Origin of the sequence: Nocardioides sp. NPDC057577, assembly GCF_042801335.1 — a bacterium.
Taxonomy (GTDB): domain Bacteria; phylum Actinomycetota; class Actinomycetes; order Propionibacteriales; family Nocardioidaceae; genus Nocardioides.
The window spans coordinates 1-17,273 of record NZ_JBHVGB010000029.1 but is presented as its reverse complement, the minus strand read 5'-3'; the positions used below and the strand labels follow the sequence as shown (position 1 = coordinate 17,273).

General features: G+C 70.8%; 15 protein-coding genes. 13 read left to right on the top strand and 2 right to left on the bottom strand.

Annotated elements, in window-relative coordinates:
• Nucleotides 1-228: 228 nt before the first annotated feature.
• The 3 genes from ACFU7D_RS08720 to ACFU7D_RS08710 all read left to right on the top strand — a co-directional run bounded on the left by ACFU7D_RS08720 (nt 229) and on the right by ACFU7D_RS08710 (nt 6,409).
• Nucleotides 229-1,344, top strand: coding sequence for a polysaccharide pyruvyl transferase family protein (locus ACFU7D_RS08720; protein WP_378865848.1), 1,116 nt, complete (start codon nt 229-231; stop codon nt 1,342-1,344).
• A gap of 171 nt (nt 1,345-1,515) precedes the next feature.
• Entirely contained in the window at nt 1,516-5,055 is a 3,540-nt protein-coding gene (smc, locus tag ACFU7D_RS08715; protein WP_378865845.1) for a chromosome segregation protein SMC, read from the top strand.
• An 88-nt stretch (nt 5,056-5,143) separates the two neighbouring features.
• A complete protein-coding gene (locus tag ACFU7D_RS08710; protein WP_378865842.1) occupies nt 5,144-6,409 on the top strand; it encodes a chloride channel protein in 1,266 nt (421 codons plus the stop codon).
• 44 nt (nt 6,410-6,453) lie between these two features.
• Here the strand turns inward: ACFU7D_RS08710 and ACFU7D_RS08705 are convergent, their stop codons facing one another.
• Nucleotides 6,454-6,651, bottom strand: coding sequence for a hypothetical protein (locus tag ACFU7D_RS08705; RefSeq protein ID WP_378865839.1), 198 nt, complete (start codon nt 6,649-6,651; stop codon nt 6,454-6,456).
• A gap of 26 nt (nt 6,652-6,677) precedes the next feature.
• On the opposite strand from ACFU7D_RS08705, the gene ACFU7D_RS08700 reads away from it, so the two are divergent.
• Together ACFU7D_RS08700 and ACFU7D_RS08695 are read left to right on the top strand one after the other, a co-directional pair.
• Nucleotides 6,678-7,226 (top strand): CGNR zinc finger domain-containing protein, encoded by a 549-nt coding sequence (locus tag ACFU7D_RS08700; RefSeq protein ID WP_378865836.1) that lies wholly within the window; start codon nt 6,678-6,680, stop codon nt 7,224-7,226.
• A 53-nt stretch (nt 7,227-7,279) separates the two neighbouring features.
• Nucleotides 7,280-8,227, top strand: a complete 948-nt coding sequence (locus ACFU7D_RS08695) for an ATP-binding protein (RefSeq protein ID WP_378865834.1) — start codon at nt 7,280-7,282, stop codon at nt 8,225-8,227.
• Between the two features lie 20 nt (nt 8,228-8,247).
• On the opposite strand, the gene ACFU7D_RS08690 is transcribed toward ACFU7D_RS08695, so the two are convergent.
• Nucleotides 8,248-8,820 (bottom strand): GNAT family N-acetyltransferase, encoded by a 573-nt coding sequence (locus tag ACFU7D_RS08690; protein ID WP_378865831.1) that lies wholly within the window; start codon nt 8,818-8,820, stop codon nt 8,248-8,250.
• 19 nt (nt 8,821-8,839) lie between these two features.
• On the opposite strand from ACFU7D_RS08690, the gene ACFU7D_RS08685 reads away from it, so the two are divergent.
• From ACFU7D_RS08685 to ACFU7D_RS08650, 8 genes are all read left to right on the top strand, one after another.
• Nucleotides 8,840-9,349: a hypothetical protein gene (locus tag ACFU7D_RS08685; protein WP_378865828.1), complete on the top strand. Its 510-nt coding sequence runs from the start codon at nt 8,840-8,842 to the stop codon at nt 9,347-9,349.
• 82 nt (nt 9,350-9,431) lie between these two features.
• Nucleotides 9,432-9,977 (top strand): RNA polymerase sigma factor, encoded by a 546-nt coding sequence (locus ACFU7D_RS08680; RefSeq protein WP_378865825.1) that lies wholly within the window; start codon nt 9,432-9,434, stop codon nt 9,975-9,977.
• On the top strand, nt 9,970-10,644 hold the full coding sequence (locus ACFU7D_RS08675; RefSeq protein WP_378865822.1) for a zf-HC2 domain-containing protein: 675 nt from the start codon (nt 9,970-9,972) through the stop codon (nt 10,642-10,644). Before ACFU7D_RS08680 ends, ACFU7D_RS08675 begins: the two co-directional genes overlap by 8 nt.
• A 216-nt stretch (nt 10,645-10,860) precedes the next feature.
• Nucleotides 10,861-11,946 (top strand): glycosyltransferase, encoded by a 1,086-nt coding sequence (locus tag ACFU7D_RS08670; RefSeq protein WP_378865819.1) that lies wholly within the window; start codon nt 10,861-10,863, stop codon nt 11,944-11,946.
• Nucleotides 11,946-13,673, top strand: a complete 1,728-nt coding sequence (locus tag ACFU7D_RS08665; protein ID WP_378865816.1) for a glycosyltransferase family 2 protein — start codon at nt 11,946-11,948, stop codon at nt 13,671-13,673. The genes ACFU7D_RS08670 and ACFU7D_RS08665 overlap by 1 nt, the downstream gene beginning before the upstream one ends.
• Nucleotides 13,670-15,733 (top strand): acyltransferase family protein, encoded by a 2,064-nt coding sequence (locus tag ACFU7D_RS08660; protein WP_378865813.1) that lies wholly within the window; start codon nt 13,670-13,672, stop codon nt 15,731-15,733. The genes ACFU7D_RS08665 and ACFU7D_RS08660 overlap by 4 nt, the downstream gene beginning before the upstream one ends.
• A gap of 18 nt (nt 15,734-15,751) precedes the next feature.
• Nucleotides 15,752-16,204: an acyl-CoA thioesterase gene (locus tag ACFU7D_RS08655; protein WP_378865810.1), complete on the top strand. Its 453-nt coding sequence runs from the start codon at nt 15,752-15,754 to the stop codon at nt 16,202-16,204.
• A gap of 118 nt (nt 16,205-16,322) precedes the next feature.
• The coding region (locus tag ACFU7D_RS08650; RefSeq protein ID WP_378865807.1) for a PAS domain-containing protein at nt 16,323-17,273 on the top strand (951 nt) is incomplete at its 3' end.

Genomic DNA, 17,273 nt, shown 5'->3' with positions numbered 1-17,273 from the left:
GCAACTCTGCAACACCACGAGCGAGAGCTATTTTCAACGCTGGCCTCGTTCAGGGGGAACCGACTCTGTACTCAGGGTCGGTTTCGACCTTTTCGGGGGTCTCCGCATTGGTCGCCGAGCGTTCACCTGAGGTTCGGCCGGTGGGCGTCCAGGACTTCCCGGCGTCGCTACGCTCGCGCGGTTCGCCGCCGTCGGCGGCCCGTATCGTGATCCCCCAGGAGCTCTCCGTTGTCCTCGTTGCGCCAGAACCCGGTCCTGCGTTCCGCGGCCCGCCGCCTGCCCGCCCCGCTCAAGGAGCAGATCAGGGCGGCGCTGGCCCGCCGTGAGCGGCGCGGCCGCAAGCCGGTCATCGGGCTCGCCGGGTTCTTCGGAGCCGGCAACTACGGCGACGAGCTGTTCCTGTCGGTCTACGAGCAGTACTTCGGCGAGGAGTTCGAGCTGCGGGTGCTCGCCGACAACATGACCAAGCCCTACTACGACCGGCCGCTGGCAGAGATCGTCGACGAGGTGGACGCCGTCCTCATCGGCGGCGGGGACATCCTGCAGCCGTGGCAGGCCGACCCGCGCTACTTCAACCACAAGATGCTGGCCAAGCCCGTCTTCGTGGTCGGCATCGGCGTGCCGCTCTACCGCAACACCGAGATCAAGCCGCACATCATCGAGAAGCACAAGAAGTTCCTCGAGCACCCGAACGTGAAGTTCATCGGCGTCCGCGACCAGCCGACCGCCGACTGGATCCTCGCCAACATCTCCGCCGACCTGGACATCAAGGTCGCCCCCGACATGGTCTGCTCGCTGGACCTTCCCGCGGCGTCCAAGCCCGAGGGTGCGCCGATCCTCGGCGTGGTCACCCGCTACCGCCCCAACCTCGAGGAGCCCGACGACTACTCGCGCATCGAGGAGATGGCCGGCAAGGCGATCGCGGAGGGCTGGCGCGTACGCCACCTCATCCTCGGCACGATGGACGTCGGCCGCCGCGACGTGTCCAACGCGGACGACCTCGACATCGCGGGCAAGGAGGTCGTCTACACCGAGGACCTCGACGAGCTCACCCGGACGATCGGGGAGTGCACCGCGTTCGCGAGCATGAAGTTCCACGGCTCGGTGGTGGCCACGATGTACGGCGTCCCGTCGATCGTGATGATCGCGACCAACAAGAACCGCAACTTCATGAAGCGGATCGGGCTCGAGGCCAACGTCTCCGCCTTCGACGCCGCCGACCTGGCCGAGAGGTTCGCCGACCGGGTCGTCCCGGACCCCGAGGCGGTCGCGGGCCTGCGTACGGCCGCCGACGCCCACCTGAGGGAGCTGCGGGCCTCGGTGAAGCAGACAGTCGGTCTCTGACTCCGACTGCCGTGGGGGCCGAGGTCCCCAGATCGACAGCCCCGGCGGGTTATCCTCGACCCGCTGGGGTTCCCCTGAGCAGCGGCGATTAGATTTGCTGGCTCACCTCAGCCACGCTGATGTGTTGCGAACTGTGTATGACCACGTGGTCCTGAGCCGGGGGAGAAGCCGATGTACCTCAAGCGTCTGACGCTGAAGGGTTTCAAGTCGTTCGCCTCCGCCACGACCCTCGAGCTGGAACCGGGGATCACCTGCATCGTCGGGCCCAACGGTTCGGGCAAGTCCAACGTCGTCGACGCGCTCGCCTGGGTCATGGGTGAGCAGGGCGCCAAGAGCCTGCGTGGCGGCAAGATGGAGGACGTCATCTTCGCCGGCACCTCCGGGCGCGCCCCGCTGGGCCGCGCCGAGGTCTCGCTGACGATCGACAACACCGACGGCGCACTGCCGATCGAGTACGCCGAGGTCACCATCTCGCGCACGATGTTCCGCAACGGCGGCTCGGAGTATGCGATCAACTCCCAACCATGCCGGCTGCTGGACGTCCAGGACCTGCTCAGTGACTCCGGTATCGGCCGCGAGATGCACGTCATCGTCGGCCAGGGCCAGCTCGACACGATCCTGCGCGCGACCCCCGAGGACCGGCGCGGCTTCATCGAGGAGGCCGCCGGGGTCCTCAAGCACCGCAAGCGCAAGGAGAAGGCGCTGCGCAAGCTCGACTCCACGCAGGTCAACCTGGACCGGCTCCAGGACCTGCTCGTCGAGATCCGCCGCCAGCTCAAGCCGCTCGGCCGCCAGGCGGAGGTCGCCCGGCAGGCGCAGACGGTGCAGATGGACGTACGCGACGCCAAGGCCCGCATCTACGCCGACGACCTGGTCACCGCCAAGACCGAGCTCGACAAGGAGCTGGCCGACGAGGGTGCGCTGCTGGCCCGGCGTGCCGAGGTCGAGGAGACCATCGCGGAGGGGCGGGAGCAGGAGGCCGTCCTGGAGGCGGCGCTGCGTGAGGACCTGCCGGCGCTGGCCGCCGCGCAGGAGACCTGGTTCGCGCTGAACTCCCTGCGCGAGCGGTTGCGCGGCACGCAGTCGCTGGCCTCCGAGCGGGTGCGCAACGCGGCCGGCTCCGAGGATCTGGAGGTGCGCCAGGGGCGCGACCCCGAGGAGCTCGAGGCCCAGGCCGAGGTGGCCCGCGAGCAGGAGGAGACCGCTGACGCCGAGGTGGAGGAGCTTCGCTACTCCCTCGAGGAGGCGGTCGAGTCCCGCAAGTCGGCTGAAGATGCCGCCGCCGAGGAGGAACGACGGGTCAAGGGGCTCGAGCGGGCTGCCGCCGACCGTCGTGAGGGGCTGGCCCGGCTGACCGGTCAGGTCAACGCGCTCAAGTCGCGGGCCGCTGCCGCCGACGACGAGGTCGGGCGCCTGACCGCTGCTCGTGAGGAGGCGCTGGCGCGTGCCGAGCGGGCGCAGCGCGACTTCACCGCCCTGGAGACCAAGGTCGCCGGGCTGGACGCGGGCGAGGAGGGCCTCGACGCCGAGCACGAGGCCGCTGCCGCCGTGCTCGAGGACATCGAGGAGCGGCTGGCCAAGCTGCAGGCCGAGGCGTCGCAGGCTGATCGGGACCGCTCCACCCTGGCCGCCCGCAAGGATGCGCTGGAGATGGGGCTGAACCGCAAGGACGGCGCCGGGGCCCTGCTCGGCTCCGACCTTCCCGGGGTGCTGGGATCGGTCGCGTCGCTGCTGGCGGTGCGCTCGGGCTACGAGGCCGCGGTGGCCGCGGCGCTCGGGACCGCCTCGGACGCGGTCGTCGTCGAGTCCGCCGAGCGTGCGGTCGGCGCGATCGAGCATCTCAAGACCGAGGACCTCGGCCGGGCCGGGCTGCTCCTGGGCGGCTCGCCCGAGGAGACCGGCGGCTGGCCGGCGCTGCCTGCCGGCGCTGCGTACGCAGTGGACGTGGTGGAGTGCCAGGCGGTGCTGCGGCCCGCGGTGGCACGACTGCTCGACAAGGTGGCGGTGGTCGAGGACCTCGCCGCTGCCCAGACGCTGGTTTCGGCCTCGCCGGAGGTCACCGCGGTGACCCGCGAGGGCGACCTGATCGGCGCCCACTTCGCCTCCGGCGGCTCCTCGAGCGTACCCAGCCTGATCGAGGTACAGGCCGCGGTCGACGAGGCCACCGCCCAGCTCGCCGAGGCCCACGCGGTCTCCGAGCGGGCCACCTTCGAGACCTCCCGCCTGGAGTCGGAGCGGCTGGCCGCGCAGAAGCGGGTCGACGTCGCCCTGGCCAAGCTGCACGAGTCCGACGCGACCCTGGCCGCCGTGGCCGAAGAGCTCGGCCAGTTCGGCGCGCAGTCGCGGGCGGCGCGCGGCGAGGCCGAGCGGCTGCTCGCGGCCGTCACCCAGGCACAGGAGGCGCGCGAGAACGCCGTCGCCGGGCTCGCCGAGCTCGAGGAGCGTCTCGCGATGGCCGAGGAGGACCCCGAGGACGAGCCCGACATCAGCGCCCGCGACTCACTGGCCCAGGCGGCCCGCGACGCACGGCAGCGCGAGATGGACGCCCGGCTGTCGCTGCGCACCTCCGAGGAGCGCGCCCGCGCGCTGGCCGGCCGTGCCGAAGGTCTGCTCCGCGCCGCCCGTCAGGAGCGCGAGCAGCGCGCCAAGGCCGCGGCCCGCCGCGAGCAGATGCGCCGCGAGGGCGAGGCCGCGCGAGCGGTCGGCACCGCGGTGGCGTACGCGCTGGACCGTCTGGAGGTCTCGGTGCAGCAGGCCGCCAGGGCCCGCACGGAGATCGAGGAGTCCCGCGCCGGTCGGGAGCAGGCGCTGCGCGAGTGCCGCTCGCTGCTGCGCAACCTCGGCAAGGAGCTCGAGGAGCTGGTCAACTCCGTCCACCGCGACGAGATGGCCCGCGCCCAGCAGCGGATGCGGATCGAGCAGCTCGAGGAGCGGATCCTCGAGGAGCTGGGTCTCGACGGCGAGGCGATCGTGAAGGACTACGGTCCCGACCAGCTGGTCCCGCAGCACCCCGACGAGGACGGCAACGAGCGCGAGCCGATCGCCTACGTCCGTGCCGAGCAGGCCAAGCGGCTCAAGATCGCCGAGAAGAACCTGCGCGCGCTCGGCAAGGTCAACCCGCTCGCCCTGGAGGAGTTCGCCGCGATGGAGGAGCGCAACAAGTTCCTCACCGAGCAGCTCGAGGACCTCAAGCAGACCCGCAAGGACCTCATGGACATCGTCAAGGAGGTCGACAACCGCGTCGAGCAGGTCTTCACCGAGGCCTGGGAGGACGTACGCGTCGCCTTCGACCACGTCTTCGCGCGGCTCTTCCCGGGCGGCGAGGGCCGCCTGGTCCTCACCGATCCCGAGAACATGCTCACCACCGGCATCGAGGTCGAGGCCCGGCCGCCGGGCAAGAAGGTCAAGCGGCTCTCGCTGCTCTCCGGTGGCGAACGGTCCCTGGTGGCCGTCGCGTTCCTGGTCTCGCTCTTCAAGGCGCGTCCCTCGCCCTTCTACATCCTCGACGAGGTCGAGGCCGCGCTCGACGACACCAACCTCGGCCGGCTACTGGAGATCTACGAGGAGCTGCGCGAGAACTCCCAGCTGATGGTGATCACCCACCAGAAGCGCACCATGGAGATCGGCGACGCGCTCTACGGCGTCACCATGCGCGGCGACGGCGTCACCACCGTCATCTCGCAGCGCCTCCGCGACGCTCAGCCGGCCTGATCGCTGCCTCGCGCCGACCAACCCGGGGCGGGGACGGATATCCCGCAACCGGCACACGGAAACGGTGCCAGACTGGTTGAATCGGTGTGTGTCGACACCTACGCCGATAGTTCGCGGATACCTCGGCCTGGTCGCGCTCGGCATGGCGATCGGCATCCCTGCCGCGCTCGCAGCAGCGCTTTTCCTCGCGGTGGTCCACTGGGCCGAGGACTGGCTGTGGCACGACCTTCCCGCGGACCTGGGCTACGACTCGGCACCCTGGTTCCTGGTGATCGGCCTGCCGATCACCGGTGCGCTGATCGTCTGGCTGGCACGTCGCTTCCTGCCCGGTGATGGTGGGCACTCGCCGGTGGACGGGCTCTCCATGGCGCCGACACCGGTCCGCTACGCGCCATCGGTCGTCCTGGCGGCGCTGGGGTCGCTGCCGTTCGGTGTCATCCTCGGACCGGAGGCGCCGGTGATTGCGATCGGTTCGGCGGTCGGGATGGTGTTCGCCGGCCGCCGAACGATGAGTCCCGAGACCCAGGGCGTGCTCGCCTCGGCCGGTTCGTTCTCGGCGGTCTCGGCCCTGTTCGGCGGCCCGCTGGTCGGTGGACTGCTGCTGCTCGAGGCCGGACTGGCCACCGGCGCCCAGCTCGTGCCGGTCCTGGTCCCGGGTCTGGTGGCCGCCGCCACCGGATACCTGCTGTTCGTCGGACTCGGCGACTGGGGTGGGATCAGCTCGGCCGGTCTCCAGGTGCCTGACCTGCCTGCGTACGACGGCACGCGCCTCGTCGACGTCGCGCTCGCGATCGTGGTGGGGATCGTCGCTGCGATCCTGATGGCGGTGGCCCACAGGGGCGCCGAGCGGGTGCACACCGTTGTCACCAACAGCCGACGGCTGCTGGTTCCGTTGGTGCTGGGCGGTCTGGCGATCGGGCTGCTGACCCTCCTCACCGAGGCGTTGGGCGGTGAGCTGGACGACGTCCTCTTCTCCGGTCAGAGCGCGATCGGTGAGGTGGTCAACCAGTCGGCGGGGGTGATCGTGGTGGTCCTGCTCGCCAAGGCACTGGGCTTCGCGATCTGCATGGGGGTCGGCTTCCGCGGCGGAGCGGTCTTCCCCGCCGTCTTCCTCGGGGTCGGGATCGCGAGCCTGTGCGTCGCGATGTTCGACTGCTCCCCGACCTGGGCGGTCGCGGTCGGCGCCGCAGCAGGCATGACGGCGGGGACGGGCCTGCTGTTCTGCGGCATGCTCTTCGCGATGCTGCTGGTCGGGAAGGAGGGCGCCGATGCGTTGCCGGCGGCCGTGTTCGCCTGCGTCGCTGCATGGCTGGTCCGATCCAGCATCGCCGCCCGCCTGGGCGCACGCGAATGAGCAGCGCCCGGCGGAGACCGAGCCCAGCCCGCCTGACGCTCCCGCTAGCGCCCCTGCACGCGGCTCAGTGACCGCGGAGGCAGGAGTGGGTGGGGCTGTAGGTCGACGCGACGTACGCCGCACTGCGCGCAGCGCACATAGAGGACTCGGCCCTCCGAGGTCTGATGGCTGGACTCGGTGAGCCAGCCGTGTTCGTGGGTGGCGTTCGTGCGCCGGGACTCCTCGGTTGCGCTGTCGGTCATGGTCGCCACTCTGCTGTAATGGTCTTATGCATCTCAACCCTTACGGTGAGTACGCCGTGCTCCTGGCCGCTTCGCTCGCCGACGACTGGCCCGAGGACCGGGCCGGGATCGAGGCCCGGACCCGGGAGTTCGGGATGACGATGGACTTCGCTTCATCTCCGGACGATCACGGGCGCACCCGGCAGGTGATCGATGAGTGGCTTCGCGTCGTCGATGCGCCGGAGCCGGGTGAGAGGGCGGGGCTGCTCAACGAGCTGATGGCGCAGGCGACCGCGTACCCGAGGCTGACCGACCACGACGGGGAGGGGTGGCACCTCCACTTCCGCGACGACGCCAACGACTCGCTTCCTGACGTGCTGCGAGCGGTGATCAGCGTGGGCACCGCGCTGCACCTGACCACTCGGGGCATCCATCGACTGGGCCGGTGCGCCGCGGGGAGCGCAGAGGGCGACCCCTGCTCGGCGGTGGTCGTGGACGTCACCCGCAACGGACGGCAGCGCTACTGCTCGGTCCGCTGTGCCAACCGCGCTGCGGTCCGCCGGCACCGTGCCCGACGCTCCGTCACCGCCGGCTGATCGGTCCGCGCGGTTCGCTGACGGACGCGGTGGACGCGGGGCACACTGGCCCCATGAAGTCCGTGCCGGACGAGGGCCGTGAGCTGCGGGTGCGCCTTGCGGCTGAGACCGCCAGCGTGCCCGGTGCGCGCAGATTCGTCACCGACGGGCTCGCCGAGTGGGGCCACGGGCATCTCCTCGACGATGCCGCCCTGTGCGTCACCGAGATGGCGGCGAACGCTGCCCTGCACAGCGGCAGTCCCTACATGCAGGTCCGGCTGCGCGACCTCGAGCCGGGCGTACGGCTCAGCGTCGAGGACGACGGCGCACTGGTCCCGCTCCCGGCCGTCGCCCCGCCGCCTCTCCGGAGTCAGGGCACCACCGGGCGCGGGCTGGCGATCGTGTCCGTGCTGGCGAAGTCGTGGGGGATCGACGAGCGTGTCGACGGGCGGCGCATCTGGGCCGAGCTCGCCGGCGACGGGGTCGAGCACGACGTACGACCTCCCACCGTGGCCTACGGCGATCAGGCGATGCCCGAGCCGGCGGCCCTGCCCGCGGACTGGGTCACCGTCCGGCTGCCCGCCTGCCCGGTGCAGCTCGGGCTCCAGATCGACCAGCGCCTCGACGATCTGGTCCGTGAGCTCCAGCTCATCGACTCCGAGGACGGCCCGACCCCGCCGCGCGAGCTCGGCGAGCTCATCGAACGGCTGGTCACTCGACCGGCCTTCGCGCGCCACCTGGGTCGTCGAACCGCCCTCGACGCAGCCGCCGCGGGGCTGGAGTACGTCGACATCGAGATGACCCTGCCCCGCGAGATGGCTCCCTTGCTCCGTGAGTTGCTGGCCGCGGACAACCTGGCCGACGAGATCAGCGAGACCCACCAGCTGCTCACCCTGCGCTCCACACCGGAGATGGTCTCGCTGCGGACCTGGTTCACCGAGAGCATCGTCGACCAGGCGGAGAGCGACGCCGACCCGGTGCCGTACGACGAATGGGCGCGGGCGAGAGGCGGCCCCCTATGACGGGCGAATGTCCCATCGAGTCACTTCACGAGCTGTAGCTCCTCGACCCGCAGCGCCGATCCTTCCCGAAGCGGTTCCCACATGCCGGTCGGCTTGAACCCGTGGGCGACATAGAGCCGGCGCGCGGGTTCGTTGCCCTCGGTCACGTGCAGACGTACGCCGAGATCGCGGTCGCGGCACCAGTTGACCAGATCGGTGAGGATCTCGGCGGCGTACCCGTGGCCGCGTGCCTCGGGTGCGGTCCACATGCCCCAGATGTCGGCGACGGCGCTGTCCGGGGGCGTGAAGGCGCCACCCATCGCGACTCCTCGGCCGTCTTCAAGGGTCACGAGGATCGGTGCTGACCCCTTGGCCCGCTGCTGCCAGAAGTGCTCCGGGTGAGCCTCGGCCTCGGCGATCGTGGTTCTGAAGGCGTCGGGGGAGTCGGCCAGCGCCCGCAGGCTGAGGTGGCGCAGGAGAGCCCAGTCGTCAGCGGTGATGGTGCGTACCTCGACGTTCATGGCGTCGAGGTTGGCAGCAACCCCGGCGTACTGCCACCAGATTTCGACCAGGCGATGAATCCCGAGGTGAGGGTCGGCCCGTATAACTGGCATGAGACCTTCGACTTCGTACGTGGCAAGGGCCGCCCTCGTGGTTGCGGCTGCAGCACTCTTCGCCGCGGGGTGCGGCAGCAGCGGCGGGGATGGGTCGGACGCAGGTGGAGGAGGGGCGGCGCTCGTCTCGGCGACCGAGGTCGACGGGACCGAGGTGCTTGTCGATGCCGAGGGGCACACGCTCTACACCGCAGAGGTCGAGAAGGATGGGGAGATCCACTGCGTCGACGCCTGCACGAAGTTCTGGGAGCCGGTGGTCGCTACCGATGCGGACGTCGAAGCGGCGAACTCTGCGCAGGGTGACGACTTCGGGACCGTGGAGCGTCCGGACGGAGAGTCTCAGCTGACGCACGACGGGCTGCCGCTGTACACGTTCGCGAAGGAGGGGGCGGGGGAGCTCAAGGGCGACGGGTTCACGGATGACTTCCAGGGCACCGAGTTCGTGTGGGCGGCGGCGCGGACCGACGGCGCCTCGGCCCCCTCGGAGTCCTCCACGCCGGAGGAGAACGGAGGCGGCTATGGCTACTGACGGGGGTACGGTCGTTCGGTGGCGTCGCGACGCGGGACCGCGGAGATGACCATCCGTCGTACGGCCGGAGGGTAGGGCCGGCGTGGGGGCCGTGTCGGACGAGTCGCTGCTGGCCGCGATGGCCGGTGGCGACCAGGATGCGGCCGCAGCCTTCGTACGCCGCCATCAGGCTCGCGTCTACGGCCTTGCCCTCACGATCGTCCGGCTGCCCGCTCTCGCCGAGGACGTCGCCCAGGACACCTTCGTCAAGGCGTGGCGGCACGCGGCCACGTACGACCCGAGACGTGGGCGTGCCTCCACCTGGCTGCTGACCATCACCCGGAACGCGGCGATCGACGCGATCCGCTACCGCCACGACGATCCGATGGACCCGGATCTCCTGGTGGCCCTGCTGACGGTGCGGGACGAGAGCGAGGAGAGCGATGACCTGGACACCGATCTCGCGCTGCGGCAGGCGCTGGCGGAGCTCCCGCACGAGATGGCCGCTCCGATCGTGCTGATGACGTACTTCGGGCTGACGGCACAGGAGATCGCCACCCGGGAGGATGTTCCGGCGGGCACGGTGAAGACCAGGGTCCGCCGGGGCCTGGAGAGGCTGCGGCAACGAATGGGGGTTCGCGATGCCTGAGTCCGAGCGCTGCCGGGAGGTGCGAGAGCTGATCCCGGAGCTGGCGATGGGGGTGGCGTCCGGCGAGGCGCGTGCTCGTGGGCTGGCGCACCTTGCAACCTGCGCGAGCTGTCGACGCGAGCTCGAGGACGTCTCGGGCACCGTCGATGCCCTGCTGCTGCTCGCTCCGGAGCGCGAGCCGCCTGCCGGTTTCGACGTGAGGGTGCTGGCGGCCCTGGATCAGCGTCCTCCTCGGCACCGGATCCGCACCGGCCTGCTCGTCGCGGCGGCGATGGTGCTGGTCGCGACCCTTGCCGGCGGGCTCACCTGGTGGCGTGGCGCGGAGGACCGCGACGTCGCCGACGACTACCGCGGCGTGCTCTCCACCGCCGACGGGAGCTACCTTCGGGCCGCGGACCTGACGATCGACGGAGCCAGCGCCGGGAGTGTCTTCGCCTACCAAGGACGGCCATCGTGGCTGTTCATGTCCGTCGAGGACGCCCCGAACGGCACCTACCACGTACGCCTGGTCGGCACCGACGGGCGCACCCGGTGGCTCGGGACGTGCACCGTCAAGGAGGGCACCGGCGCCTGGGGGACCACCGTCGACGTGCCGATCCGATCCGTCGACCGGGTCGAGATGTTCGGCGACAGCCTCCCGACGGTGGTCGCGAACCTGCGCCGTTGAGGTCTGATCCCGCCGCTGAGCGACTCAGCGATGTGGGTTCGATGAACCGTCGATGAACCCGTGATGAAGGCATGCGGAGAACGTCTTCGAGTGGTCAAGGTGGGTCTTTTCGGCTGCCTAGAATCGCTCGGTCGCCGGGCCGACCGGGGCACCGGCGAGACGTTGTCTCGACGTTCGGGGGATCGTCACGGTTTACGCAATTGAGGACCCCCACACATGCCTTCGACCCTGCTGTCGTTCCCCTACTACCGGAGCAACCCCTACCTGACGATGCTCACCGTGGCACCGCGGGCGGCGGGCTGGGACGTGGTCGAGGGAGTGCAGGGTCTGCACCGGCTCGAGGCACGTGCCGAGCACATGGGGCGGGGCGACGTGCTCCACGTCCACTGGACCTCGCCGGTGACCGCCGGCTGCGAGAGCCTCGAGGAGGCCTGGGCCAACGCCGCGCGGTTCGAGGACGTGCTGAGCGGTCTGCGCGACCGTGGCGCCGACGTGCTGTGGACGGTGCACAACTCGATCGCCCACGAGGCCGACTACGTCGATGTCGAGCTTGCCGTCGCCAAGGCGCTGGCGAGCTACGCGACCCGGATCATCCAGCTCAACCCGGCCACCGTCGAGGAGACCGCGGCCTACTACGCACTGCCGGCCGACAAGGTCGTCGACCTGCCGCACTCGTCCTACCTCGGCGTCTACCCCGACGGCGGCGACGACGCCGCCTCGCGCGATCGCATCGGCGTCCCGCAGGGGGTGCCGACGGTCGGCTTCATCGGCCAGATCCGGGCGTACAAGGGCCTCGACGTCCTGTGCCGGGCGGTGGAGATCGCCGCCGAGCAGGTGCCGGACCTGACCTTCGTCGTGGCCGGCAAGGTGGTGCCCGCCTCCGACGTGGAGACGGTCGAGGAGATGCTCTCGGCGCCGAACATCGTCAAGCGGCTCGGGTTCGTCGAGACCGCCGACTTCTCCGACTGGATGCGGGCCAGCGACGTGGTGGCGCTGCCGTACCGCCGCATCCTCAACTCCGGCTCGCTGCTGGCCGCCGGCACCTTCGGCCGCACCGCCCTCATCCCCGAGGACACCCCGGTCGCGCGGCAGTTCGCCGACCAGCCGTGGGTGGTGACGTACGCGCCGGAGCCCGATGAGCCCGTCGCCCTGGCCGCGGCGATCCTGGAGGCGCTCGAGGGGCAGGAGGCGCGGCATCGGGCCGCCCATGAGTTCACCCGTACGTACACGCCCTACGACATGTCGCGCGACTACCTGCGGCTGCTCGACGGGCTGGCCGGCGATCTGAAGGGCGCAGCCTGATGACCACACCCGAGCTCTCCGTCGTCGTCCCGACGCACGATGTCGGCCTGTGGGTCGGGGACCTGCTCTCCTCGATCCTCGAGGACCAGTCCACGCCTGCCGATCCGGTCGACATGGAGGTCATCGTCGTCGACGACGCCTCCACCGACGACACGTTCGAGATCGTCGAGGCGTACGCCGCCCGCGACCCGCGCCTGAGGGTGGTCCGCTCGCCCGGCAAGGGCGGGGGACAGGCGCGCAACCACGGGGTCTCGCTGGCGCGGGGCCGCTTCCTCGCGTTCGCGGACGGTGACGACCTGGTGCCCCGCGGGGCGTACGCCACCATGCTGCGCAAGACGCGGGAGACCGGATCCGACATGGTCGTCGGCCGGTTCTTCAAGCTCTTCAGCGACCGGGTCTGGTGGCCGGTGCGGGCGTGGCCGGCCTTCGACGAGGAGCGCACCCTGGTGAGGCTGGCCGACGCGCCGTCGGCCTTGCGCAACCGGGCCTGCTGGAACCGGGTCTTCCGGCGCGACTTCTGGGACTCCGCGGGGATCTCGTTCCCCGACGCCTCTCGCTCCAACGACATCGAGCCGATGGTGCACGCGCTGACCACGGCCCGCTTCGACATCGTGACCGAGACGGTCTACGTCTACCGTGACCGGCCAGGACCGGGGTCGATGACGGCGAAGTCGCACTCCCCGGCGGGGATCATCAGCTATCTCGAGCAGGAGCTGCGCTGTGCCCGCCGGATCGTCGCGCTCGGCGACCCGGAGGTGCGCGCGGAGTATGCCTCGCTGATCTTCGACGCCGACGGCTGGATGGCGATCGTCCGGGCGCTGCGCGGGATGGAGGTGATCGACCCGGGCGCGCTCGAGCCGGCCCGGGCCCTGGTCGCCGAGCTGGTCGGGCACTTCGACGACGGCGTCGTCGACGACCTGGAGCGCGACAAGCGGTGGGGCTGGCGACTGGTCGCGTCGGGGCAGTGGGCCACCGCCGCCCGGCTGATCGGCGACGGCGTCCGCTGGGGCGACCGTGAGGTCGCGGACATCCTGGAGACGCTGCAGCTCGTCGCCGACAGCGGCGTGGTGCCGCTGCGTACGCTCCAGCGGCCGCTGGTCAACGCCGTCGCGTCGATCTCGCTGGGCGACGAGACCCTCGTCGGGGACGACCTCGCCGACCTGGTGCTCAAGCACCGCGACCTGTTCACCGTGGTCGCCGCGGCCGTCAGAGCAGAGGAGGTGCCTAACTGGCGGCTCGGCCGGATCATGGCCGCCCTCGAGGACGGTCCCGAGCTGCTGCGCCGGGTGGTCTCCGGTGCCACCGATCCGGTGACCGCGACCTCACTCTCGCTCGTCGACGGCCGCGCCCATCTCCATCTGGCTCACACGATGGTCGAGTCCGTTAGGCTCCGCGTCGTGTTTCTCCACGACCGTCGGCGCCGGACGCTGGACTACGACGCCACCGAGCTCGCCTCCGGCAGTCTCGAGGTCGCGCTGCCCACCGCCGCGCTCTCGGGCGGTCGCTGGCGGGTGCGGTTCGAGGGCTGTGACGCGCTCGGCGAGTTCGACGGGCCGGTGATCATCCACGAGGACGTCATCGGCGAGCGCATCGGCGACCGGGCGCAGATCGTCCAGCTCGACGGCCGCCCGCGCCACGGGATCGAGATCCCGCTGAGCTTCGGCGAGCGGGGCGTACGCAAGGCCCGCCGCGTCGCCGGCCGGATCGTCCGTCGGGTGCGCCGGTGACCGCAACCGCCGTCGCGCCCGCCGCCGAGCAGACCGGGACGTCGACGCCGGTCCGGGACAAGCGGCCGGAGATCCAGGCGCTGCGCACGGCCGCGGTGCTCGGTGTCGTCCTCTTCCACCTGTGGCCGGGGACGATCAGGGGAGGGTACGCAGGCGTCGACGTCTTCTTCGTCATCTCGGGCTTCCTGATCACCTCCCACCTGGTCCGCGAGGCCGCCAAGCCCGGCGGAGTGCGGTTGGGTGCCTTCTGGGCCCGCCGGATCCGTCGGCTGCTCCCGGCGGCGCTGCTGGTGCTCGTGTGCGGTGCGGTCGCGACGTACGTCCTGGTGCCGGAGGCACTGTGGCAGCAGTTCCTGCGCGAGACGGTCGCGGCGGCGTTCTACGTGGAGAACTGGCAGCTGTCCTGGGCGGCGGTCGACTATCTCGCCGCCGAGGACCCGCCATCGCCGGCGCAGCACTACTGGTCCCTCTCGGTCGAGGAGCAGTTCTACTTCATCTGGCCACTGCTGGTCGTCGCGGCGGCGCTCCTGACCCGGCGACGGCCGAATATGCGGCTGACGGCGATCCGGGCGGTCTTCCTCGCCGTCTTCGTGGTCAGCTTCGCGGCCTCGGTCTATGTCACCGCGACGGACGGCGCCGACTCCTACTTCGTCACCTACGTGCGCGCCTGGGAGTTCGCGGTCGGCGGTCTCATCGCTGTGCTGCCGCTCTCCCTCAAGCGCGTTCCAGGGCGCTGGGCGCCGTACGCAGCAGTGGCCGGCTGGCTCGGGATGGTCGGCGCGCTGCTGCTCTTCAACGACTCGCTGCCGTTCCCGGGTTGGGTGGCGCTGCTGCCGGTCGGCGGCACCGCGCTGGTCATCTGGGCGGGCGCGCCCCGCGGCCTCGGGCTTCGGGTCGTCGGCCATCCGGTCGTGCAGTGGATCGGGACGGTCTCCTACTCGCTCTATCTGTGGCACTGGCCGCTCGTGGTCGTGCTCCCCGAGACCGGCCCCGTGCTCGGCACCTGGCTCCGCGAGCCGCTGATCCTCCTGGTCACCATCGGCCTCGCGGCCCTGACCTACCGGTTCGTGGAGACGCCGTTCCGCACCGGACCGATCCTGGGGACCACCCCGCGGGCCTTCCTCTTCGCTGTGCTTGGAGCGGCCCTGGTCACCGCCGTCGCGGTCCCCGGGATCCTGCATGGACGCAACCTGGTCGAGGAGAGCCGCGCCCAGGCTGAGGCGCTCGCCTCGGGAGACACCGACTGCTTCGGCGCCGCCGCCCTGATCGAGGGGTGCCGGAACCCGGAGCTCGACGGCGTACTTCTCCCTGCGCCGATCGCCCGCAAGGATGACACCGGCCGGGCCTACCGGTGCTACCTCCCCGAGATCGAGACGTACGCCGCTGACGCCCGCCCCAAGGTCTGCCACCTCGGCTCCGACGACCCGGATGCGCTCCGGGTCGCGCTGGTCGGTGACTCGCACGGCGCTTCGCTGATCCCCGGCCTGACCCGCGTCGCCGAGAGCTCAGGATGGTCGGTCGACACGTTGGTCGCCAACGGCGGCGGGCTGCTCCCGGCCACCGCGGGTGACCAGCGCCGCGCCTACCGCGAGGCGCTGATCGAGCAGCTCGACCAGGAGGCGTACGACGTCGTGCTGGTCACCCAACGCCGCAATCCGAACCGCGCGGCCGGCGAGCCGGACCCGGTCGCCGAGCAGCTCGCGCAGGCCTGGAAGCCGATCCTCGCGCGGGGAACGAAGATCGTCGCGCTCGCCGACAACCCGTACCTCACCCCCGAGGCGGCGACCTGCCTCGACGAGATCGAGACGCTCGCGGACGCCGGCGCGTGCGAGATGACCCGCCAGGAGGCGTACGCCACCTCTGACCCGCTCGCCGAGGCGGTCCGCCTGGCAGGGCCAGGCGCTTCGCTGATAGACCTCTCCGCGGCCTACTGCGACGAGGACCGGTGTCCCCTGGTGGTCGGCCACGTGCAGGCCTATCGCGACCGGAGCCACATCACCGCGACCTTCTCGATGACGCTGGCGCCCTATCTGGTCCGTGCGGTCGAGGACGAGCTCTAGGATCTAAGATCAGCCGCGATGAGCACTCCTGACCGCAAGGCCCCGACCCGCGCCGACTACGTGCACTGGCGCACGATCACCACCCGCTGGCGCGACGACGACGCCTACGGTCACCTCAACAACGCGACCTACTACGAGTACTTCGACACCGCCGTCAACGCCTACCTGTTCGAGACGACCGGCGTGAACGTGCGGAAGCTGCCGAAGATCGGGATCGTCGCGGAGACCTCGTGCCGCTACCTGCGCGAGATCGGGTTCCCCGAGCCGGTCGAGGCCGGGCTGGTCGTCGACAAGGTCGGGAGCTCGTCGGTCATCTACCGGATCGGGCTCTTCCAGGGTCCGGGCGAAGAGGCCGCGGCCGAGGGCCGGTTCGTGCACGTCTACGTCGACAACACCGACCCGTCGCGCCCGGTGACGCCGATGCCCGACGAGATCCGGGACGCGGTCATGCCGCTGTGGCGGCAGAGCTGACCGTGAGGCTTGGTCAAACCTTGCGTGGCACCATTCACGGTTGATGGGCACTGTGACAGTCTGATCCACTGCCGAAGCAGATCTAGAGCGTCTTGGGGGACCTTTAGTGGACGAAGAGTTGAAGCGCATCGCACGTGGCGGACTGCGCCGGGGGCGAGACCTTGCCCGCAAGGTCTACAACGACTCGCCCCTCTACAGCAGGGCCGACGACGTACGCCTGCTCGTCGACTGCCCGCTGTTCGACCATGAGTGGTACGCCGAGCAGGTCGGCGAGCGCCTCGACCGCAAGCGGGCCGCCCGGCACTATCTGGAGCAGGACCCGGCCAAGCCGCTGGCACAGCCCAGTCCGCTCTTCGACCCGGAGTTCTTCGTCGCGAGGCTGACCCCGCGGCTGCGCAAGCAGATGGGAGACCAGGACCCGTTCCTCTACTGGCTGCGCGCCGAGCTGTGGCTGCAGCCGACCCACCCGCTCTTCGACACCGACGGCTACACCGAACGGCGCAGGACCGAGAGCTTCTACGGCGGCGCGATCGGTCACTACGTCGATCGCGGCGCCCGCAACGGACGCCGCGCCAACGACTGGATGGAGCAGGTCGAGGGCCGTTTCCCCGACCTGCGCGACTGGATCCGGGACCGGCACGAGGAGTGGCAGGCCCGGCAGGGCGGCCCGAAGACCTGGGTGTACTGCGCGTTCAGCGAGGTGCACGCGCAGATCGACCTGGAGCGTTCCATCGCGCTGAGCGAGGCCCTGCTGGAGGACGCGAGCTGGGGCGTCGTCCTCGTGGACGTCGACCTGCGGCCCGCCGTGGTCAACGCACACGCGGCGCGTGCGCTGGGGGCGGGGCGCACCTCCGTGCTGGGGCGGCCGCTCGGTGATCTGCTCGCCCAGGGCGTCGAGGAGCTGGAGAACGCGCTGACGCACGTCCTCGCCGAGGGCGCGCCGCCCGCACCGGCCGAGGTGTGGGTGAGCCTGCGCACGCCCGAGGGCGAGCGGCGCCGGTGCTGGCGCAGCGGGTTCCTGAGGCTGGCCTCGCCGCTCGCGGAGGAGCCGGTGCCGCTGGGCGTCGGC